Annotated in this window: 17 protein-coding genes; 8 read left to right on the top strand and 9 right to left on the bottom strand. The window is 68.6% G+C overall.

All coding sequences use genetic code 11. The features are described from left to right. Positions 1-79: 79 nt before the first annotated feature. Positions 80-1,513 (top strand): MFS transporter, encoded by a 1,434-nt coding sequence (locus ABIC51_RS14255; RefSeq protein WP_354006523.1) that lies wholly within the window; start codon positions 80-82, stop codon positions 1,511-1,513. 51 nt (positions 1,514-1,564) lie between these two features. After that, on the top strand, positions 1,565-2,833 hold the full coding sequence (locus ABIC51_RS14250) for an ATP-grasp domain-containing protein (RefSeq protein ID WP_175899562.1): 1,269 nt from the start codon (positions 1,565-1,567) through the stop codon (positions 2,831-2,833). A gap of 61 nt (positions 2,834-2,894) precedes the next feature. Here the strand turns inward: ABIC51_RS14250 and ABIC51_RS14245 are convergent, their stop codons facing one another. Next, a complete protein-coding gene (locus ABIC51_RS14245) occupies positions 2,895-3,770 on the bottom strand; it encodes a LysR family transcriptional regulator (protein WP_059675392.1) in 876 nt (291 codons plus the stop codon). Positions 3,771-3,937: 167 nt separating this feature from the next. On the opposite strand from ABIC51_RS14245, the gene ABIC51_RS14240 reads away from it, so the two are divergent. Beyond that, entirely contained in the window at positions 3,938-4,882 is a 945-nt protein-coding gene (locus ABIC51_RS14240; protein ID WP_059699399.1) for a hypothetical protein, read from the top strand. A 42-nt stretch (positions 4,883-4,924) separates the two neighbouring features. After that, complete coding sequence (locus tag ABIC51_RS14235; RefSeq protein WP_080981944.1) at positions 4,925-6,154, top strand: ATP-grasp domain-containing protein; 1,230 nt, start codon at positions 4,925-4,927, stop codon at positions 6,152-6,154. Between the two features lie 219 nt (positions 6,155-6,373). On the opposite strand, the gene ABIC51_RS14230 is transcribed toward ABIC51_RS14235, so the two are convergent. Continuing rightward, complete coding sequence (locus ABIC51_RS14230) at positions 6,374-6,949, bottom strand: GNAT family N-acetyltransferase (RefSeq protein ID WP_226128558.1); 576 nt, start codon at positions 6,947-6,949, stop codon at positions 6,374-6,376. 434 nt (positions 6,950-7,383) lie between these two features. On the opposite strand from ABIC51_RS14230, the gene ABIC51_RS14225 reads away from it, so the two are divergent. Further along, a complete protein-coding gene (locus ABIC51_RS14225; protein ID WP_354006522.1) occupies positions 7,384-8,586 on the top strand; it encodes an ATP-binding protein in 1,203 nt (400 codons plus the stop codon). Between the two features lie 4 nt (positions 8,587-8,590). Beyond that, complete coding sequence (locus ABIC51_RS14220) at positions 8,591-10,294, top strand: cobaltochelatase CobT-related protein (protein ID WP_226128554.1); 1,704 nt, start codon at positions 8,591-8,593, stop codon at positions 10,292-10,294. Here ABIC51_RS14220 and ABIC51_RS14215 read toward each other — a convergent pair. The 4 genes from ABIC51_RS14215 to ABIC51_RS14200 all read right to left on the bottom strand — a co-directional run bounded on the left by ABIC51_RS14215 (position 10,257) and on the right by ABIC51_RS14200 (position 14,707). After that, positions 10,257-12,071 carry a histidine kinase gene (locus ABIC51_RS14215; protein WP_060316803.1) on the bottom strand — a complete coding sequence of 605 codons (1,815 nt, stop codon included), beginning with the start codon at positions 12,069-12,071 and terminating at the stop codon, positions 10,257-10,259. The genes ABIC51_RS14220 and ABIC51_RS14215 overlap by 38 nt on opposite strands. A gap of 78 nt (positions 12,072-12,149) precedes the next feature. Beyond that, entirely contained in the window at positions 12,150-13,568 is a 1,419-nt protein-coding gene (gene nosR, locus ABIC51_RS14210) for a response regulator c-di-GMP phosphodiesterase, NosR family (protein ID WP_027792744.1), read from the bottom strand. Between the two features lie 137 nt (positions 13,569-13,705). Then, positions 13,706-14,155 carry a GNAT family N-acetyltransferase gene (locus ABIC51_RS14205; RefSeq protein WP_027792745.1) on the bottom strand — a complete coding sequence of 150 codons (450 nt, stop codon included), beginning with the start codon at positions 14,153-14,155 and terminating at the stop codon, positions 13,706-13,708. A gap of 114 nt (positions 14,156-14,269) precedes the next feature. Then, the gene (locus tag ABIC51_RS14200) at positions 14,270-14,707 is read right to left on the bottom strand and encodes a tetratricopeptide repeat protein (protein ID WP_027792746.1); all 438 of its coding nucleotides are present in this window, start codon (positions 14,705-14,707) and stop codon (positions 14,270-14,272) included. Positions 14,708-14,993: 286 nt separating this feature from the next. Here ABIC51_RS14200 and ABIC51_RS14195 point away from each other — a divergent pair, with 286 nt between their 5' ends. Next, positions 14,994-16,313 carry a DUF6136 family protein gene (locus ABIC51_RS14195; RefSeq protein ID WP_175899570.1) on the top strand — a complete coding sequence of 440 codons (1,320 nt, stop codon included), beginning with the start codon at positions 14,994-14,996 and terminating at the stop codon, positions 16,311-16,313. Positions 16,314-16,324: 11 nt separating this feature from the next. After that, positions 16,325-16,948 (top strand): ABC transporter ATP-binding protein, encoded by a 624-nt coding sequence (locus tag ABIC51_RS14190; protein WP_060174407.1) that lies wholly within the window; start codon positions 16,325-16,327, stop codon positions 16,946-16,948. A 158-nt stretch (positions 16,949-17,106) separates the two neighbouring features. Here the strand turns inward: ABIC51_RS14190 and ABIC51_RS14185 are convergent, their stop codons facing one another. From ABIC51_RS14185 to ABIC51_RS14175, 3 genes are all read right to left on the bottom strand, one after another. Continuing rightward, positions 17,107-17,313 (bottom strand): hypothetical protein, encoded by a 207-nt coding sequence (locus ABIC51_RS14185; protein ID WP_060196925.1) that lies wholly within the window; start codon positions 17,311-17,313, stop codon positions 17,107-17,109. Between the two features lie 93 nt (positions 17,314-17,406). After that, on the bottom strand, positions 17,407-18,819 hold the full coding sequence (gene pntB, locus ABIC51_RS14180) for a Re/Si-specific NAD(P)(+) transhydrogenase subunit beta (protein ID WP_060084629.1): 1,413 nt from the start codon (positions 18,817-18,819) through the stop codon (positions 17,407-17,409). 13 nt (positions 18,820-18,832) lie between these two features. After that, positions 18,833-20,425, bottom strand: a complete 1,593-nt coding sequence (locus ABIC51_RS14175; protein WP_175899572.1) for a Re/Si-specific NAD(P)(+) transhydrogenase subunit alpha — start codon at positions 20,423-20,425, stop codon at positions 18,833-18,835. Positions 20,426-20,740: the final 315 nt, after the last annotated feature.

Below are 20,740 nucleotides of genomic sequence, written 5' to 3'. Positions count from 1 at the left end.
GCCTGCTGCGCCGTTCGTCCGGTCACGACGTGACCCCGCCCGCATACTGCCTTGCGCGCCACCCGGCACGGAGGCCGCAATGAGCGAACGCGCTCCGGCGCTCGGCGGCGCGCCGGCCGCCATCGAACCGCCGCATCGCACGTCGCTGCGCGCGATCTTCCCGACCGTCGCGGCCGCGAGCCTCGGCTTCGCGATCGTTCAGCTCGACGTGACCGTCGTCAACGTCGCGATTCCGAGCCTCGGCCATTCATTCGGATCGAGCGTCCACGGGCTGCAGTGGATCGTCGATGCGTACACGCTGTCGTTCGCCGCGCTGCTGCTGACGTCCGGCACGCTGGCCGACCGCTTCGGCAGCCGCCGGCTGTTCGCGTACGGCCTCGCACTGTTCCTGCTGGCATCGCTCGGCTGCGCGCTCGCGCCGTCGCTGGCCGCGCTGATCGCCGCGCGGGTCGCGCAGGGCGTCGGCGCCGCGATGATCCTGCCCACGTCGCTCGCGCTCATCACGCATGCGTGCGCGAACGATGCCGCCGCGCGCGTAAGGGCCGTCGCGTGGTGGAGCGCGACCGGCGGCGCGATCAGCGCGGCCGGGCCGACGCTCGGCGGGCTGCTGATCGATTCGCTCGGCTGGCGTGCGATCTTCTTCATCAATCTGCCGATCTGCGCGGCCGGGTTGTGGCTCACGGTGCGCCATGTACGGGATTCGGCCGCCGCACGCACGCGGCTGTTCGATCCGGCCGGCCAGCTCGTCGCGGTGCTCGTGCTCGCGCTGCTGACGGGCGGGATCATCCGGGCCGGCGCGCAGGGGCCGGGCGACCCGTATGCGGCCGGTGCGCTGGCCGCGTCGGTCGCGCTCGGCGCGCTGTTCGTCGCGATCGAGCGCCGCGTGGCCGCGCCGATGCTGCAGCTCGCGTTCTTCCGGATCGCGCGCGTGCCGGGCGTGCTCGCGATCGGCGCGATCACGAATGCCGCGTTCTACGGGCTGATTTTCTCGCTGAGCCTCTATTTCCAGAATGCGCGCGGCTTCACCGCGACCGAGTCGGGGCTCGCACTCGCGCCGCTCACGATCATCATGCTCGCCAACATCGCGAGCGCGCGCCTCGCCGTGCGCCACGGATTCCGCGCGACCGTCATCGTCGGGCTTGCGGTATCGCTCGCGGGCTACGTGTGGCTGTGGCGGACCCTCGGTGCGCATACCCCGTATGCGCTGCTCGCGCCGGGGCTCGCGGCAATGGCGATCGGCGGCGGCATCGCGATTCCCGCGCTGACGTCGACACTGCTCGGCAGCGTCGAGGCCGGCCGCTCGGCCACCGCGTCGGCGATCCTCAATACCGCGCGCCAGGTGGGTGCTGCCGTCGGCGTCGCGGCGCTCGGCGCGCTGGTCGCGGGCCAGGGCGCCGCGATCGTGGCCGGCGCGGCACGCGCATTCGCCGTCGCGGCCGTGCTTGTGGCCGTCTGCATCGTGCTGGCCGTACGCTGGCCCGGCGATGCGCCCGAACCCGGCACGCGGGCCTGAACCCGCACCGGTCGCCTCCTTCAACCGATCCCACAGCCCAGCGAGGAATCCATGCAGCATCGTTTCATCGATACCGTCCTGATCGTCGACGGCGCGTCGACAGCCGCCTATCTGGCGCCCGCGTTTCGCGCCTACGGCATCCGTTGCGCGCACGTGATCAGCGACCCCGACCTGCCGGAGATCTACCGGAACCAGTTCGTTCCGTCCGACTACATCCGCCAGGTCCAGCATCGCGGCGACCTCGACGCGACGCTCGCGCAGCTGGCCGACCTGCGGATCGGCGCGGTGCTGCACGGCCTCGACGCGGCGCTGGAACTGGCCGACACGCTGGCCGAGCGGCTCGACGTGCCGTACCGCAATCCGCTCGCAACGTCGGCCGCGCGCCGCGACAAGTACGCGATGAACGAGCGCATCCGTCAGGCCGGCCTGCGCGCACCGGCCCACTTCCACAGCACGTCGGTCGACGCCACGCTCGAATGGGCGCGCGCGCACGGCAGGCTGCCGCTCGTGGTGAAGCCGGCCCGCAGCGCGGGCGTGGCCGGCGTGAAGATCTGCCGGACGCTCGACCAGGTCGAGGCCGCCGCACGCGACGTGCTCGCCACCCGCTCGCTCTACAACCAGCCGAACGACGACATCGTGATCCAGAGTTATTCGGAGGGGCAGGAATACATCGTCGATTCGGTGTCCTTCGAAGGCCGCCATCGGGTGGTCAGCCTGTGGGAAGTGCACCGCGACCGCACGCATGCACCGCGGCTCGACAAGATGCTGGTGCTGAATCACGCCGACCCGCGTTACGCGCCGCTGCTCGACTACGCGGCCGACGTGCTCGACGCGCTGGAAGTCCGCTTCGGGCCGACCCATCTCGAACTGTTCGATACGGCCGACGGCCCGACGATCGTCGAGCTGAACGCGCGGCTGCACGGCAGCCTCGATCCGCGGCTGACGAGCGCGGTCAGCGGCGAGAACCATGTATCGGCCGCCGTCGAGACCGTGCTGCATCCGGAGCGGCTGTTCGGCGAAGCCGCCGCGGCGACGGATTTCCGCGGCTACTGCGGGCACGTGCTGCTGCTGTCGTCGCGCAACGGCGTGCTCCGGCAGGACTTCACCTGGCAGGCGATACAGGCGCTGCCGTCGTTCGTCGGGCTCAAGCAATGGGCCAAGGTGGGCGACACGCTGCGCGTGACGACCGACCTGCAGACGGCGCTCGGCACGGTCGGCCTCTACAGCCCGACGTTCGAGCGCCTGCTCGAGGATTGCCGGCGCATCCGCGAGATCGAGGCCGATTTCTTCGCGGACGGACGGGCGGTCGAGTCCGCCTAGTGCCTCCGCGTGGTGCGATCGGCGCCGCGCATACGGTGCGGTGCGCTTGCGTTGTACTCCGCTAACGCGCGAGCAGCGCGCCCGCCTGCCGGCCGAGCACCGCGCGCAATGCGTCGAGCTCGGGCAGCGCGGGGGCTTCTTCGGGCGTGACGAGATAGGTCGTCACGTTGTCGAGATCGTCGAACGCGTGCGTCCGCAGCTCCTTGCGCGCCACGTGCTCGGTCGTGATCCGCTTCGGCAGGATCGCGACGCCCATGCCGGCCGCCACGCAGCCGAGGATCGCGCCGAACGTGCCGAACGACGCCACCGACCCGATCGCGATGCCGCGCGCCTTCAGCCAGTGCTCCGCGACCGCGCGATACGGGCAGCCGTCGTGAAACGCGAGCAGCCGTACCGTGTTGTCGGCCAGTACCTGCCGGCGCGTGACGGTGGCCGCGCTCACCAGCACCATCTCTTCGGCGAACGCCGGCTCGTAGCGCAACCCGGGCCGGACGACCGCGCGCGCGGTCAGTGCGGCGTCGATCCGGCCGCGCAGTAGCGCGTCGGCCAGATCCGGCTCGCTGCCGATCTGCACCGTGAGGCCGAGCGCCGGATCGTGCGCCTTCAACGCGGCGGCGAGCGCTGGCAGCCGCGTGGCCGCCGTGCTTTCCATCGAACCGAGCCGGAAGCTGCGCGCGACCGGCGTCTCGCGCACCACCTGCGTCGCTTCGTCGACGAGGCGCAGGATGCGGTCGCAATACGGAATCAGCCGGCGCCCCGCGTCGTTCAGCACCAGCCGCTTGCCGTGCCGGTCGAACAGCGGCGCGTCGAGCGACTCCTCGAGCTGGCGCAGGCGCGCGGTGACGTTCGACTGCGTGCAGCCGAGCCGTTCGGCCGCACGCAGCGCGCTGCCTTCCTGAACGACGGCCCGGAAGGTTTCGAGCAGAGGAATGTTCATATCACTATCTCTTGTTACCGATGCAGTTTATATCATTTTACTTCGCCAATAATCAGGAATAGCCTGACGGATATCCCGTACCGGCCCGCCCCCTTTCGAGGAAACCGCATGCCATCCGCCGCCTGCCCCGGCTTCGCCGCCGTTGACCACCGGCCCGAGGCGCCCCCGTGCGCACGCTGATTGCCGCGCTGGTGCGGCGCGGCCCGACGGTGCTCGCGGGCGGCGTCGGCCTCGGGCTGCTGGTGCCGCCGCTCGCGGACCTCGCGCGGCCGCTGATGCCCGTCACCGTGTTCCTGTTCGTGCTCGGCACGTTGCTGCGCGTCGAGCCGAGCGCCGTGCGCGCGGTCGCGCGGCGGCCGGCCGTGTCACTGCTGCTGCCCGCCGCGACGATGATCCTGTGCCCGGTCGCGCTCGGCATCGCCGCGCGGCTCGCCGGCATGCCGTACGACTGGGTGGTCGCGCTCGTGATCGCGTACTGCGCGCCGCCGTCGAGCGGCACGTCGACGATCGCGCGGATGCTGTCGCTCGACGCCAGCGTCGCGCTCGTCGCGACCCTCGCGTCGATGGTGTTCGTCCCGCTCACCGCGCCGCTGCTGACGGCCTGGTTCAGCCACGATGCGGCCGTGTCGATCTCGCCGTTGAATCTCGCGTTGCGGCTCGCGCTGCTGATCGGCAGCGCCGAGGGCGTTGCGCTGCTCGTGCGGCGGTTCGCGGGGTCCCGGCTCGACCGCTATGCGACGCCGATCGATGCGACCGTCGTCGCCGCGCTGCTGGTGTTCGCGCTCGGCACGATGGCCGGCATGCAGCAATCGATCATCGACGCGCCGCACCGCGCGTTGACGGCCATCGCACTCGCGTTCGCCGTCAACGCGGGCTTCCAGATCATCGCGTACGGGCTCACGCCCGGCGACGTCCGCACACGGCTCAATGTCGCGCTGATCGTCGCCAATCGCAACGTCGGCCTGATGTGGGCCGCGCTCGGGCTCGCCGCGACGCCCACCATGGCGCTCGTGTTCACGTGCGCGCAGCTGCCGATCTACACGCTCCCGCGCGTCGTCCAGCATCTGCTGCCGCGCCTCGAGGCACAGCGCCTGCGCCGGCGCGCACGTTGACCGGCACGCAATGCCCCCTTCTTCACCGATCAAGGATCCAGCATGAAGCGACTCATCGTGATCGGCGCACGCGCCACCGGCAGCAGCCTCGCGCTCGTGCGCGGCGCGCTCGCCCGCCAGGCGGCCGTGACCGTCATCACCGCGCCCGGTCACAGTCTGGACGGCGTCTTTCCGGACGGCGTCGAGACGGTCAATCTCGAACCCGATGCCGCACTGCTCGCCGGCTGGCTGCGCGCGCGTTATCCGGACGAGATCGACACGCTGCGCGTGACGACCGCGCACGACACCTATGCGCGCACCGCCGCATCGGTCGCCTACGCGCTCGGCCTGCCCGGCCCCGATGCGCGCCACGTCGCGCACGCGGTGTCGAAGTCGAACCAGAAGGCACTGCTCGCCGCGCACGGCATCCCGGCCGCGCAATTCGTCACGGGCACGCTGGCCGCGCCGGCGGCACTCGCAGCCGCGGCCGCTCCGCTGCGTTTCCCGGTCGTCGTCAAGCCGTCGGAAGGCTCGGCGAGCGACGGCGTGCGGCGCTGCGAGGACATCGCCGAAGTGCGCGCTCAACTCGACGCGCTCGCCGCCGCGCAAGCCGCCGCTCGAGCCGATGCACAGGCGCTTGCGACCGAGCGCATCGTGATCGAGGAATTCCTGGGCGGCAGCGAATATTGCGTCGAGTATTTCGACGGGCGCTATGTCGGCGCGATGCGCAAGCTAAAGCGGCACGGCGCCGGCTTTCTCGAACGCGGCTATACGTCCGAACTCGATCTCGACACGCCGACGCTGCGCGCGCTGATCGACGTCGGTACGCGCGCAACGGCAGCCGCCGGGCTGACGTGGGGGCCGGTGCACCTCGACTGCATCGTGCACGACGGCGTGCCGCACGTGATCGAACTCAATCCGCGCATCGCCGGCAGCTTCATCTGCGACATCGTGCGCGACGGCTACGGCTTCGACGTGGCCGAAGCGTTGCTCGACAAGCTCGACGGGCGCCCGGTCGCGATTCCCGAGCGGTTCGAACCGCTCGCGTATGCGCGCGCCGAATTCCTGCTCGACAGCGACCCCGGCGCATGGCGTTTCGCGCAGGCGGGCGAGATCCGCGACGGCACGGTCACGATCAGCTACGGGCCGCAGGTGTTGCCCGATCGCGAGCGGCGTGCGTTTCTTTATGTGCGGGTTGCGCTGCCGGTTGCGCACGATGTGCACGAGACGCCCGCGCATCCCGGCTCGTCGGCCCACCGGGCGTCTGTCGCACCACCGGCCGTTTCCGGCTGACCGGCTGACCGGCACGCGCGTTCAAACCGTCATCACACTGGAAACCGGGGGCGGCAAAGCGGAATCGGCCACCCGTCCACATCACGCCGCGCGGAAACGGGCGAATACCACGTGGCGGATTCGGCAAAGCTACACTGCCGACCGGTACCGCAGCCTTTTCACTGGCGGCGCATCGAGCGTCGGCTGATGCGTCGCATGCGAAGCGGCTGACCCGCACCGTTACAGATTGCGCCCCAACAACTGCCCCGGCCACCCGTCCACGTCGAAGGTCGACAGCCGCTCATACCCGCAGGACTCGTAGAAGCGCACCAGCGCGCCAGTCCCGCCCCCATAACAATCCACCCGCAAGCGCTGCACCCCGGCAGCCCGGGCGCGCTCATCCGCAAAGGCCATGAGCCGCCGGCCGACACCGCGCGCCCGCGCGTCGCGCGACGCAACCAGCACCCTCACGTAGATTTCCGGCTCGGTCGCGGGCGGCACGTAGGGCATCGATTCGCCCAGGATCAAGGCGCCCAGGATGCGGCCGTCGGGCGATTCCGCCACCCACGCGTCAGGCAGCGCACAGGCTTCCGTCACGAGCGCAATCCGCTTCGGTTGCGTTGACCAGGGCTCGCGCCCCCATTGCCCGTCGTTGCCGATGTCGACGAACCACGCAATCACTTCATCGAAGATCTCCAGCACGGCCGGCGCATCCAGCGCGCTGGCACGTCGGATCACCCGCTCGTCCGTTCCTGTCACCGTCACGTTCAACACTCCTTCGCCGGATTCGACGACCGGCGCATGGTTGGATGTCACGCCGGGCTACCCGGGGAGGCGCGATGGGAGCCTGGCGATCAAGCCTGCTACGGTACTGAAATTCCACCCTGTTGATCAAGGCGTGACGGCCCACGATCCAACGTGACGGGTTGGCTTCGTCGCACGCCCCGGAGGTCGGCGTCAGGCGAGGGGTCGAGCGACGATGACGCGCATGGAGGTTGCCGACGGACTGCAACGCGTCGCGGCATTGCGGACGGATCGGCACAGTAAAAGCGGTTCGATTCCGTGGCGAGGGTGCCGAAAGATCATGCTGCGGCGCATTACACCTGGCCATCACGTGATGACGGCAGGCCGACGCGCCGCATCGAAACGAAACGATTCCCGCGCGAATGTCGCCCTTCGCGCCAAAAATATACAATCGTCGCGACGCATCGAAGGCATGAAGCGCCGGCCGCCCACTCTCGCTCGCCACCATGAACGCACCCGCTGACCCCACTCCCTCCGCCCCGTCGGTACTCGGCGTCTATCGGCAACTGGCGGACCCGTCCGCCGGGCAATGGATTGTCAGCCGCTCCGAACGCGCGCACATGTACCGCATCCAGCATCATCGTCCCGACGGCAGCACGTCGGTCGATACGGTCGTCGACGCGGACAACCTCGATGCGAAGCTGCACAGGTGGATCCAGGAAGGTTACGTCCGGCGCGAAACGGGCGACCATGCGGCCCCCGTGCATCGCGACCGGTTCATGCGGGACCTCCGACACGCGCACGCATCGCGACCGGCGGCCACCGGCGATGCGGCGCACGTCGTGCAGGTGGGCGGCGTGCCGATGCCGCGCGGCCCGGGCGGGCCGCTCGTGCCGCCCCGGAACCCCGCCTACCTGTTCACCGCGCGCGCGACGGACGTGCTGGAAGACATCGTCGAGAACCGCCGCATCCTGTTGATCGGCCACACCGGCACCGGCAAGACGAGCCTGATCGAGCAGGCCGCCGCGCTGGCCGGCCACGGCGTGCTGCGCTCGAACATGAACGGGCAGACGACGGTCGGCGACTTCGTCGGGTTCTGGACCGTCAAGGGCGGCGAGACCCGCTGGGTCGACGGCGTGCTGCCGACCGCGATGCGCGAAGGGCTGTGGCTCATCGTCGACGAGATCGACTTCGCGGAACCGGCCATCCTCGCGGTGCTCACCGCCGTGCTCGAACCGGCCGGACGCCTGTTGCTGAAGGAGAAAGGCAACGAGATCGTCGTCCCGCATCCGTCGTTCCGGCTGTTCGCGACCGCCAACGCGGCGGGCGCGATGGGGCAGTTCCGCCACCTGTACCAGGGCGCCAACGTGATGAACGAGGCGTTTCTCGACCGCTGGCGCGTGTACCGCCTCGACTACCTGCCGCCGTCCGACGAGGCGCGCGTGCTGCAGCGCACGTTCGGCGCGGCCATGACCGAGGCGATGGCCGGCACGCTCGCGGCGATCGCGGCGGACTGCCGCGCCGCGTTCGTCCGCGAGGATCTGGCCAGCGCGTTCTCGACGCGGCGCCTGATCGACTGGGCCGACCTGATGCTGCGCACCGGCGATCCCGAAGCGGCCGCCGGCCCGACGATCTATGCGAAAGTCGGCGCGGAAGACGCCGACCTGATCCGCAGCATCATTCGCCACTACATCGACGTCGGGGCCTGACGCGATGGACCGCGACGACGATGCGCGCGCGCTCCACCTGACCCGGCTGGCCCGCACGCTCGCGCAACGACACGGCATCGAGGTACGGTTCGCGCGCCACGGCCCGCTCGCGCAGCGCGACCTGCTGGTGCTGCCCGACACGCTGCTCGCGGGCGACGTCGACGACGACGCGATCGTCGGCCTCGTCGATCTCTATGCGGCGCGTGTCCGCTTCGGCGCGATCGATGCCGTTGCCGCGCTGGCGTCGCCCGCGGTGCGCGCGATTGCGCAGGCGATCGACGACCGGCGCGCGGCCGGCCGCCTCGTTGCGCGCTATCCCGGCGCGATGACGTTCCTGCGGCAAATGCGGGTGGCGTCGGCCGCCGATACGCTTCGACGTTGGCCACGGATGGCGTGGCGCGACAGGCTCGTATGGCGCATCGAGCGTGCGCTGTGGGACGAACCGCCAGCCACGATCGAGCGCATCCCGTCGCTCGACGCGACGCTCGCCGCGTCGGACGATCTCGTCGACGAAGCGCGCGCCGCGACTTCGACGGCCGACAGCATCCGCGCCGCGCACCGGATCGTCGAGCGCGTCCGCGCGCTGGCCTCGGCCGGTGCGAACAACATGATGTTCACGGCCGATCCGGGCAGCACGATCGACAGCGACAGCGTCGCCGCCGAATTCGAATCGGACGGACCGGGCGCGCCGGACGATGCACGTGCGCCGGTTTCGGCCGAATCGGGCGCGGGCGCAATCGCCGACACGGAATCGTCCACGGCATCACCGACGCCAGGCGATGCGACACCCGGCACGATCCGCCTGTCCGCGGACCATCGGCCGCTGCTGTCGGTCCCGCTGACCACCGCATTCGACACGGTGACGGACTTCACCGGCAAGGGCGACGCGGCGCGCTGGCACCGCCTGCGAAGCGCGGCCCGCGCGCAGACCGAGCCGCTCAAGCTGCGACTCGAACGCGCGTTGAAAGTGGACGAACAGACGCGCTGGAAGCGCGAACAGGAGCGCGGCAAACTCGACCGGATGGCGCTCGCCCGCCTCGTCACGTCGCCCGGCTACCGCACGCCGTTCCGTGTCCGGCGCGCCGCGCCCGGGCGCGACGCGGCCGTCGGCCTGCTGATCGATTGCAGCGGGTCGATGGCCGGCAGGAAGATCGAGCTCGCCCGCCTGTGCGCGGCGGCGCTGTGCGATGCGCTGATGCAGCTCGGCTTCGCGTGTGAGGCGCTCGGCTACAGCTCCGTCGAAGACGCCGCGATGCGCGCGCACTACCAGCGCTGGATCGACGCCGGCCGCGACACGTTCGGCTATAACCGCTTCGTCGAACGGCTCGACCTGCGCGTCTACAAGCGCTTCGATTCCGACAACCCGAGCGGCCTCGCGTGCATCGAATGCGGCCACGAGAATCCCGACGGCGAGGCGTTGAGCTGGGCCGCCGAACGGCTGCTGGCGCAGCGTGCGCGGCGGCGGATCCTGATGGTGCTGTCGGACGGCTATCCGGCAACCGGCGACGGCAATCCGGCGATCCTGCGCACCGACCTGCGCGCACGCGTCGATGCGCTGCGCGAGCGGCGCGTCGAACTGATCGGCGTCGGGATTCTCGACGATTCGGTCGAAGCGTTCTATCCGGTCAGCAGCGTGGTGGAGCATCTGCACGAGCTGCCGGCCGCGGCGTTCAGTGTCCTGAGCGATACGCTGCTGGACCGGCGCTAACCTCCGCCACGGCCGCAGTCTCGTTCACGCTTTCGTTCGCGTTTCCGCCGGCCCGCCGGATCGGCAGCCGAACGCAGAACGTCGTGCCGCGCCCGGGTTCGCTCGTCACGTCGATGGTGCCGCGATGGCGCTCGACGATCCCGTGCGACACCGACAAGCCGAGCCCCGTGCCCTGCCCGACCGGCTTCGTCGTGAAGAACGGATCGAAGATCCGCCGGACGACATCGGGCGTCATGCCCGTGCCGGTGTCGCTGATCGCAATCGACACCTGCTCGCCGTCGCTCGACGTGCGGATCGTGATCACGCCGCGCTCGGGAATCGCTTGCGCCGCGTTCACCAGCAGGTTCATGAAGACCTGGTTCAATTGCGACGGCAGGCATTCGACCTGCGGCACGTCGCCGTAGTCGCGCACGATCTCGGCCTTGTACTTGAGTTCGTTGTGGACGACGTTGAGCGTGCTTTCCAGCCCTGCACGAAGGTCGACCACGCTCCACTCGTCGCTGGCCGGGCGCGAGAAATCGCGCAGGTCCTGCACGATGCGCCGCACGCGCAACGCGCCGTCGATCGACTCGTCGATCAGCGTCGCGATCTCGCCGCGCACGTAGTCGAGGTCCGCCGCGCGGCCCAGTGCCGTCAGCGCATCGCGCGCGGCCGGATCGAGCTGCGGCAGCGCGGCTTCATGCGCGGCGATCACGTCGAGCAGGCTGCGCACCCACGTCTTCAACGTATTGAGGTTCGCGCTGACGAACCCGATCGGATTGTTGATCTCGTGCGCGACACCGGCCGCGAGCTGACCGATCGACGCGAGCTTTTCCGACTGCAGCAGCTGCACGTGGGTTTCCTCGAGCGCATGCAACAGGCGCCGCTGCTCCTCCTTCTCCTGTTCGAGCCGCGCCTGTGCGGCCTTGCGTTCGTCGATCTCGGTCGCCATGTTCTCGCGTGTCCGTTGCAGCATCGCCGTCGTCTGTTCGTAGCGGTGCAGCGCGCGTTCCAGTTCGACGGTGCGCAAGCGCACGAGCCGCTCGAGCGTATCGGTCATCCCGCGCAGGAAGGTTGTGCGCGCATCGAATCGGCTGAGCAACAGCGTGACGACCAGGGTTCCCGTCGTAAACAGCGCGACGGTCGTCGCGAGCCACGGCGTGTCGACTCCGTTCGCGGCCCCGCATCGCGCGTCCGGCGCGAAATGCGCGGCCGCCATCGCCGTGTAGTGCATGCCGGTAATCGCGACGCCCATGACGACGGCCGCGCCGACGCGCTGGGCGGTCGCATGGCGCGCCTGCCGCGCGCGCAGCGCCTGCGCGATCCACAGCGCGGCGGTCGACGCGATCACCGCGATGCCGATCGACGCGGCGAACAGCACGGCATCGTAGCGAATGCCGGGCGCCATGCGCATCGCGGCCATCCCCGCGTAATGCATGCCGGCGATCCCGCCGCCCATCAGCACGCCGCCCGCGAGCAGCCGCCGCCAGCCCAGCCGCGCGCGCGTGACGACATACAGCGCGAAGTACGACACGAGCACGGCAATCGCCAGCGACGCGCCCGTATCCGGCAACGCGTAGCCGAGCGGAATCGGCAGTGAAAACGCGAGCATGCCGACGAAATGCATCGACCAGATGCCCGTCCCCATCGCCGCCGCGCCGCCACCCAGCCACATGCGCCTGAGCTTCGGGTTGTCGAGCAGCGAAATGAAGGCGGCGAGGTCGAGTGTCGTATAGGAGGCCAGCGTCGCGATCGCGACCGACAGCAGGACGAGCGGAAGATTGTAGGTGCCGTGCATGATCGAGCGCCCGAATCGAGGTGAGTGCGTTGCCGCGGCGCGCGTGCGCACCGCGGCCGTCAGGCCGCGCGTCCGGGCTCAGGCAGGCGCCGCGCCAGCATTCGGCACGCCCTGCGCCGGCTTCGCCGCCTGGCCGGCCAGCACGAGGATGTCGAACGCCGTCCCCTCGCGTGTCTCGAAGCGGCGCACGAGCTCGATCTGGTGTGCGGACATCACGCTGCCCTTGGTCATCAGCAGCACGCCGCGATGCGTGCGCAGATCGTCGGCGAGCTGCATCCCCTCGCGCAGCTGCGCGGACTTGATCTCCGCGACGGACGCCGCGATGCCGAGGCTCGCCGGGTCCCGCATCAGTTCGGCGAGGTTTTCGACGATGCGCGGGTCGTAACGCACGCCGGCCTGCGAACGCATTGCGTCGAGCGCCTGCTCGACCGAATGCGGCGCACCGATGTCGCCATTGCGCAGCCCCTCGAAATCGCGTGCGATCGCGACGATCCGCGAGCCCGGCGGGATCGAGTCGCCGGCCAGCCCGTCCGGCGTGCCGCGCCCGTTGAAGCGCTCGTACTGGTGCAGCACGATCGACGCGACCTTGTGCAATTGCGCGACCGGCGTCAGCACCATCTGCGCGCGCAGCGGATGCTGCTGGAACAGGCCGTGCTCTTCCGCCGTCATCCGCGTGAGCGGCTTGTGCAGCAATTCGTCCGGCAGCGACAGCTTGCCGATGCCATGCAGCAGCCCCGCGAAGTAGACGTCCTGCGCATGCAGCTCGCTCATCCCGGAGGCCAGCGCGAGCCGTCGCGCAATCTCGCCGACCCGCATCGCGTGACCGCTGGCCGACCCGCAACGCATCTCGATCATGCTCGCGCACACCTGGACCATCGCGGTGAAGCTGCTTTTCAGATCGCGTTGTGCGGCTTCGAGGAACATCACGGTCTGCCCGAGTTCCTCGGTGCGCGCGCGAACCTGCGTTTCGAGTTCCGTGTTGAAACGGCGCAGCGCTTCGTTCTGCGCTTCCGTCAGCGCGGCGAGCCGCGCCGCCTCGTGCCGCAAACGGCGCTGCTCCAGCGCCTGTTCGATGGTCAGCAGCAGGTCGTGATCGTCCCACGGCTTGTTCAGGTAGCGATAGACGCCGCCCTCGTTGACGGCCTGCATGACCGACGCGATCTCCGCATAACCGGTCAGCAGGATACGCATCGTGTCCGGGTAGAGCGCCCGGGCACGGGCCAGGAACTCCGCGCCGCTCATGCCGGGCATCCGCATGTCGGACACGATCAGGTCGACTTCGGTCGACGCCAGCACCTCGAGGGCGGCCTCGCCGCTTTCCGCGGTCAGGATCTCGTAGCCGGCGGGCCGGAACACGCGCCGGAGCGCCGACAGCACGCTCGGCTCGTCGTCAACCAGCAGGATCGACGGCACGCCATCCGCGTCGTCGGATGTCGCTGCCGCCCCGGTCGTTTCAGGCGATACCGCATTCGGTCCGTTTGTTGCAGATGTCGTCATGATTGGCCTCGGATCATGTAGTTATATTCTCTCTGCATCATCGGCATGCGCCGCGCATTCGATATCCGGGAAAACGCTGATGCGCTCACCTGGATCACACCCCGCATGCGTCGTCACGACGCGCGGGCATGTGCGATCTACGCCGTCGCCGAACCCGGTTCGCGCACGTAGTAGATGTCCCACTCCGCTTCGTCGGCCTGCATGAAGCCGTGCCGCGCATAGAAACGGTTCGAATCGCTGCCGCGCAGTGCGCCGACACGCACGGGCACGCGCTGCGCGTCGGCCTCGGCAAAGATCCGCTGCAGCACGGCCGCGCCGATGCCCTTTCCCTGGTGCGCGGGCACGATGTACAGATGGTCGAGCAACCAGTGGTCTTCCTGCGGCCGAACCACGAAGAAACCCGCGTTCACGCCATCGGCTTCGATGAAGCGGCATAGCGCCGGGTCGAACGACGCGAGAAAGCGTTCGCGCGCACGCCGCGGATCGAAGCGGCCGATGCGCTCGAGGCTGTCGCGCATCGCGGCGATGCGAATCGCGACCAGCGTTTCGGCATCGGATTGGGCGGCGAGGGGAAAGGTCAGGTTCATGGGCAGGTCGTGCACACGTGGAGAAAACGCCAGAAATCGCATCGCATCGCGGCGCGGCGCGGCCGCCAAAGCCTGCTCGCGATTCCGGCCGCCAGCCGGCACGCACGGCGCGCGTCAGGGCGTCTCGATGCCTTCCGCACGCGTGGCAAGGAATCGCAAGTACCTGGCATCCTCGTCCTCGAACAGCTCCGGCCCGCCCGCCATGTATGCGCGCATCAGTTCGTCGGCCGCGCGGTCGAGATTGCCCAGTTCGAACTGGCACTGGCCGAGCCGCAGGTGCAGGAACGGGTTGCCGATCGCGTTGGGGAAGTGCATCGCCTGGCCGAGATTCTCGCACCCGGCCGCGTAGTCCGCTTGAAGGAAATTCGCGTCGCCGATCGCGGCCATCAACCACGTTCCGGCCTCCCAGTTGGTCTTCGGTTCGGGAAGCAGGTCGAATCCTGCCCGGAATTTCTCCAGTGCGCCTTCGTAGTCGCCGTCTTCCATCAACGCATCGCCCGCGTCGCTCAGCGCGCCGATGCGCTCATACAGCTCGTTGTCCAGTTCCGCCATGTCGAATCCCTGTTCCTGAGTTGAAATCGGCCCGGTGCGGCCGGTGGTTGCGATGCGATCGCGTGTGGTGTGGCGTGCCGTGTTGCGGTCCTGCCCGTTCATCCGCCCGGCATTCGTCCAGCATACCCGAGCCGTATGACGCGCGTGTCGCGACTTGCCGCGCACCTGTCCCGCATCTGCCGAACGATCCGCGTCGGCGTCGTGCGCGTGAATCCGCTACGCTGACGGATACCTCGTGCCACCGTGCCCCGCCCGCCGACGCGGCGATTCGCAGCATCGGTTTCTCATGCGGCACAGTGATCTCGTGCGTGCCGCCCCGGCCGCCAAAGGCGGGGATGGTTGTGCCGCGGCGACCACCGTGGCAGGATGCCGGGTTCGTTTGCACCGTGAAAGGGAGCTGGAAGCGATGTTGTCTTGCCGACTGAGGTGGTACGCACTCGCGACGTCGAACCTGGTGCGCAGGCATTGGCAGGCGCTGCTCCTGCTGGCCATGCTGTTGCTGCCGGCGATGCCGGTGTTTTCGCAGACGCGAATTCTGGGTGCGCCGGTACTCGCGGCGCTGGCGCCGTCGCATGGCATCGAATGGCGGTTCGCGTGGGTGCACCTGCTCGAAGCCGTGGGCATCCTGTGGGTGCTGGCGCAGCGTCGTGCCATCACCGGGGGGCCGTTCGCCACCTTCCTCGCGTCCTTGCCCGTCTCCAGCGGCCGCCGTCGCGCCATCGACACGATCGTCGTGATCGTCGCGAGTACGCCGCTGCTGCTGCCCGTGCTCGCCGCCGCCATCGCGCTCGCCTTCCTGCCGCAAAAGGCGATCAACTACCTGTTCGTTCTCGACCTGTTCCTGATCACGCTCGGATGGCAATTGACCGCGCTGTCGCGCAACCTGCGCAATGCAATCGCGTTGATCGTTGCCAATGTCTTCCTGATCGGCGGCTTTCACGCCGAGGGGGCGTTACGTCCCGCGTGGCTGACCGTGGCATTGTTGCTCGCGGCTTTCACGATTGCGCATACGGCCCCTGCGCGGGCCGCCCGTTCGGAAATGCCGGGGGCATTCTCGCGTCGCATCGCGGATGCGATCCGCGTCCGTGTCCGGAACGGGCTGCCGCCCATCGCGAGGCTGCAGATCGGCATCCTGCGGGATCGCGCCGCGAGCACCGCCGGGCACTGCCTGATGATGGGTGCGGTCACCGCTTCGACATGCTTCCTGCTTGCGCTCTGGGGGTTCGACCACCGCGCCGTTCCGCTGACGCTGATCGCGCAGGCCGTCATCGCGCTGATCGCGGCGACGACGTATCGCGATTTGCAGGCGGCGCACCTGCATGCATCGCACTTCATGCAGTCGTTGCCGCTATCGACCTTCGAGAAGCGCCGGGCCGACTGGCTGACCGTTGCCGCGCTGGCGCTGCCGTTCGCCGCCATCGCCCCGCTGTTGCTGGTGACGCACGGCGTGCTGTCATCGCGGATGGCGGCGGCGCTCGTGTGCTCGGGCGCACCGCTCGTCGCATTACACTATCTGCCGCAACGCTACGCGTCCCGACAATCCGTGTTGCTGGGCATCGCGCTGACCGTGGTCTGGGTCACGCTGGCCTGGCAAGTTTTCGTTTGATTACCCGATCCATGCTCCGCTTCGACAATCTCGGCAAGCGCTTCGACAAGCGCGTCATCTTCCAAGGGCTCAACTTCGCATCCGGCGCCGGGTGCGTGGCGCTGTGCGACGAAAACGGCAGCGGCAAATCGACGTTGCTCGGCATTCTCGCCGGCACGATCGACGCGGACGAAGGCGAAGTCTGGCTCGGCGGCCATTCCCTGCGCACCGCGCCGCTCGCGGCGAAATCCGCGCTGGCGTACGTACCCGACGATTGCCTGACGTATCCGTTCCAGACCGGACGCGCGTTTCTCGATCTCGTGGCGGCCGCCAAGAAAACCGTCGTCGACACCCGCACGCTCGAGCTGGCCGATCGATTCGGGCTCGCCCCGCATATGGACAAGCGCTTCGAGCAGATGTCGCTCGGCACGCGCAAGAAACTGTTCCTGACGGCGACGACACTCGGCGCGCCCACCGTCGTGATCGCCGACGAACCGGGCAACGGGCTCGACGCCGCGTCGCGTGCGGTGCTCGTCGACCTGTTCAGGACGTTGGCGGCGGACCGTGCCGTCTTTTTTTCGAGTCACGACCTGGCGCTGGCGCGCGCATGCGACGCAAGGATCACCGGTTTCGCGGAACTGGGAGCGGCTGGATAGGCGACATCGTCACGCGCAGTCGTGTGGGAACCACCGGCGCGGCTGCGTGACATGCGGAACGGAGAGGAGAGGCGCCGGTACCGTTTGCGGCAAGCTGCGGCATCGACGGCTGGCGAGGATCTGGTGCCTGATTCGTGCGGATAGGCGCGATAGCACGTTCACACGGGACAGCGGTCGACCAGCATCATTCCGGCGGCCGGCCAGGCTTCGGCAATCGTCACGCCGATGATGGAACCGCCGCCCGCTCCAACGGCATCATTCGCATGGTTCGTCGATCCGCGCACCGACGATCGATCGCGCTCTTTTCCCGGAAGTGCGAAACATCCGATCCCGTCTCGCACTTCCGTGATCTTCCCGATACGCATGGCGGGCGCGCCGGGCCCCGATCAACCCGCCGTTCGACACCACGGCCGCTGAGCGCTCGCCCCGAACACGCACCCGCCCGTGCGCCCCGACCGTCAGGCTTTCAACGCCCCGAAAACCTCGTCCAGCATCTTCTTGGCATCGCCGAACAGCATCCGGTTGTTGTCCTTGTAAAACAGCGGATTGTCGACGCCCGCGTAGCCGGACGCCATGCTGCGCTTCATCACGATCGACGTCTTGGCCTTCCACACCTCGAGCACCGGCATGCCGGCGATCGGGCTGGCCGGATCTTCCTGCGCGGCCGGGTTCACGATGTCGTTCGCACCGATCACCATCGACACGTCGGCTTCCGGGAAATCGCCGTTGATCTCGTCCATCTCCATCACGATGTCGTAAGGCACCTTCGCCTCGGCGAGCAGCACGTTCATGTGCCCCGGCATGCGGCCGGCCACCGGATGGATCGCGAAACGCACGTCGACGCCCTTCTCGCGCAGCACCTTCGTGAGTTCATGCACCGTGTGCTGGGCCTGCGCCACCGCCATCCCGTACCCGGGCACGATGATCACGCTCTTGGCATCGCGCAGCAGTTCGGCCGTCTCCAGCGCGCTCACCGCCACCACCTCGCCGGCCGGCTGCGCACCGGCGCCTGCCGCCGCGGGCGCACCGCTGCCGGTGCCGAAGCCGCCCGCGATCACGCTGATGAAGTTGCGGTTCATCGCGCGGCACATGATGTACGACAGGATCGCACCCGACGAGCCCACCAGCGCGCCGATCACGATCAGCAGGTCGTTGCCGAGCATGAAGCCGGTGGCCGCCGCCGCCCAGCCCGAGTAGCTGTTGAGCATCGACACCACGACGGGCATGTCCGCGCCGCCGATCGCCATCACCATGTGCACGCCGAACAGCAGCGACACCACCGTCATCACGATGAGCGGCGTCATGCCGTCCTGGATCGTCTCCGCATGCAGGAACGCACGACCGTAATAGATCACGATCAGCAGCGCGGCGAGGTTGAGCCAGTGCCGCGCCGGCAGCAGCAGCGGCTTGCCGCCGATCTTGCCGGAGAGCTTGCCGAACGCGATGACCGAGCCCGCGAAGGTCACCGCGCCGATCAGGATGCCGACGTAGATCTCCACTTCGTGGATGGCCTTCTCCGCGCCGCTGAACTGCACCGACGTATCGATGTAGCTGGCGAAGCCCACCAGGCAGGCCGCGAGACCGACCAGGCTGTGCATCAGCGCAACCAGCTCGGGCATCTGCGTCATCTGCACCTTCTTCGCGGCGACGAGGCCGACGGCGCCGCCGACGACCAGCGCGGCCACGACATACGGAATGCCTTCGGCCGACACGCGCGGGCCGAGTACGGTGGCGAGCACGGCGATCAGCATCCCGATCATGCCGAGCAGGTTGCCGCGGCGCGCGGTCTCGGGGTTCGCCAGCCCGCCGAGGCTGAGGATGAAGAGGATGGCCGCGCCGATATAGGAGACGGTAGTCAGGTTGGAAGTCATTGTTGTCGTCTCCTTACTTGCGGAACATCGCCAGCATGCGGCGCGTCACCGCGAAGCCGCCGAACATGTTGACGGCCGTGAGCGTCAGCGCACCCACCGCCAGGCCGAGGATCAGCCCCGACGGCCGGTCGCCGGCCGCGGCCTCGCCCAGCGGCGGCGCGACCTGCACCAGCGCGCCGATCGCGATGATCGACGAGATCGCGTTGGTGACGCTCATCAGCGGCGTATGCAGCGACGGCGTGACGTTCCAGATCACCATGTAGCCGACGAAGCAGGCCAGCACGAACACCGTGAAGTGCGACAGGAACGTGGCCGGCGCGAACTGGCCGACCAGCAGGAACGCCAGTGCGCCGACGGCGAACACGATCGCGAGCGACTTCGCCGACATCGGCTCGCCGCTGCCGTGCCCGTGGCCCTTGGACGCGGTTGCCGCAACCGGCGCCGCCGCGGGTTTCGGTACCGCTGCCGGCTGCTGGATCGGCGGCGGCGGCCAGGTCACGTTGCCTTCCTTGATGACCGTGAGGCCGCGGATCGCGTCGTCATTGAAGTCGACGTTGATCGTGCCGTCCTTCGCCTTGCACAGCTCCTCGATCACGCGCAGCAGGTTGGTCGCATACAGCGTCGACGACTGTCGCGCCAGGCGCGACGCGAGATCCGTGTAGCCGACGATGGTCACGCCATGGCGGACCACCGCCTCGCCCGGCACCGTCAGCTCGCAATTGCCGCCCTGCTCGCCGGCCATGTCGACGATCACGCTGCCCGGCTTCATCGATTGCACCATCTCGGCCGTGATGAGCTTCGGTGCCGGCTTGCCGGGAATCAGCGCGGTGGTGATGATGATGTCCGCATCCTTGGCCTGCTGCGCGTACATCGCGCGCTGCGCCTGCTGGAAGCCTTCGCTCATCACCTTCGCATAACCGCCGCCGCCCGAGCCCTCTTCCTCGTAGTCGACCTTGACGAATTCGCCGCCGAGCGACTTGACCTGGTCGGCCACTTCCGCGCGCGTGTCGTTGGCGCGCACGATCGCGCCGAGGCCGGCGGCCGTGCCGATGGCCGCGAGGCCGGCGACGCCCGCGCCGGCGACGAACACCTTGGCCGGCGGCACCTTGCCCGCGGCCGTGATCTGCCCGTTGAAGTAACGGCCGAACGCATGGGCCGCCTCGATGACGGCGCGGTAGCCGCTCACGCCGGCCATCGACGTGAGCGCATCCATCTTCTGCGCGCGCGACAGCGTGCGCGGCAGGGAATCGATCGCCAGCACCGTGGCCCGCTTCGCGGCCAGCTGCTGCATCAGTTCGGGGTTCTGCGCCGGCCAGACGAAGCCGACCAGCGTGCTGCCTTCACGCAACAGCGCGACTTCCTCGCTGCTCGGCGGGCGCACCTTGAGGACGATATCGCTGCGGCCCCACAGATCGGCGGCCGTCGCCACGACTTCGGCCCCGGCCGTGCGGTAGTCGTCGTCGCTGAAGTTCGCGCCGGTGCCGGCACCGCTTTGCACGGCCACCGAGAACCCGAGCTTGATCAGCTTTTCGACCACGTCGGGAACCGTCGCTACGCGCCGTTCCTCGTTGGCCGTCTCCAGAGGGACCCCAATCAGTAATGTCATATCCTGAACTGTCAGTAGTGGCCGTCGCTAGGAGTTACGGCCTGCGTTTCAAGTCACCCAACTCAATCCGTGTACGACGCTGTTCCGCGGGCAGCTTCGCACTGCCGCGCCGAATTCACAAACTGTTCATCCTCTAAACAATCGGCTTGTCAGATCCGGGCGGTTCATGCTCCAGCCTGATTTTTCCGACGAATAGCCGGCGCATGATTCATTCGGATAAGAACTGCGAAGCATATCCCGTGCCAAAGTCTTTCCGAAATTTATATTTTGAATCGGCGCGCATTCAATCCATGAATCCCCTGTCTGGACACGACG

The organism is Burkholderia sp. 572 (assembly GCF_040545135.1).
In the GTDB taxonomy this organism is placed as follows: domain Bacteria; phylum Pseudomonadota; class Gammaproteobacteria; order Burkholderiales; family Burkholderiaceae; genus Burkholderia; species Burkholderia cepacia.
This window is presented reverse-complemented; position numbering and strand designations above follow the sequence as displayed.

What these genes read in the sequence shown, in the direction of transcription:
- ABIC51_RS14255 (WP_354006523.1), top strand. Translation starts at nt 80, where the DNA reads ATGAGCGAACGCGCTCCGGCGCTCGGCGGCGCGCCGGCCGCCATCGAA.
- ABIC51_RS14250 (WP_175899562.1), top strand. Translation starts at nt 1,565, where the DNA reads ATGCAGCATCGTTTCATCGATACCGTCCTGATCGTCGACGGCGCGTCG.
- ABIC51_RS14245 (WP_059675392.1), bottom strand. Translation starts at nt 3,770, where the DNA reads ATGAACATTCCTCTGCTCGAAACCTTCCGGGCCGTCGTTCAGGAAGGC.
- ABIC51_RS14235 (WP_080981944.1), top strand. Translation starts at nt 4,925, where the DNA reads ATGAAGCGACTCATCGTGATCGGCGCACGCGCCACCGGCAGCAGCCTC.
- ABIC51_RS14225 (WP_354006522.1), top strand. Translation starts at nt 7,384, where the DNA reads ATGAACGCACCCGCTGACCCCACTCCCTCCGCCCCGTCGGTACTCGGC.
- ABIC51_RS14220 (WP_226128554.1), top strand. Translation starts at nt 8,591, where the DNA reads ATGGACCGCGACGACGATGCGCGCGCGCTCCACCTGACCCGGCTGGCC.
- ABIC51_RS14215 (WP_060316803.1), bottom strand. Translation starts at nt 12,071, where the DNA reads ATGCACGGCACCTACAATCTTCCGCTCGTCCTGCTGTCGGTCGCGATC.
- nosR (WP_027792744.1), bottom strand. Translation starts at nt 13,568, where the DNA reads ATGACGACATCTGCAACAAACGGACCGAATGCGGTATCGCCTGAAACG.
- ABIC51_RS14205 (WP_027792745.1), bottom strand. Translation starts at nt 14,155, where the DNA reads ATGAACCTGACCTTTCCCCTCGCCGCCCAATCCGATGCCGAAACGCTG.
- ABIC51_RS14200 (WP_027792746.1), bottom strand. Translation starts at nt 14,707, where the DNA reads ATGGCGGAACTGGACAACGAGCTGTATGAGCGCATCGGCGCGCTGAGC.
- ABIC51_RS14195 (WP_175899570.1), top strand. Translation starts at nt 14,994, where the DNA reads ATGCGGCACAGTGATCTCGTGCGTGCCGCCCCGGCCGCCAAAGGCGGG.
- ABIC51_RS14190 (WP_060174407.1), top strand. Translation starts at nt 16,325, where the DNA reads ATGCTCCGCTTCGACAATCTCGGCAAGCGCTTCGACAAGCGCGTCATC.
- ABIC51_RS14185 (WP_060196925.1), bottom strand. Translation starts at nt 17,313, where the DNA reads ATGCGTATCGGGAAGATCACGGAAGTGCGAGACGGGATCGGATGTTTC.
- pntB (WP_060084629.1), bottom strand. Translation starts at nt 18,819, where the DNA reads ATGACTTCCAACCTGACTACCGTCTCCTATATCGGCGCGGCCATCCTC.
- ABIC51_RS14175 (WP_175899572.1), bottom strand. Translation starts at nt 20,425, where the DNA reads ATGACATTACTGATTGGGGTCCCTCTGGAGACGGCCAACGAGGAACGG.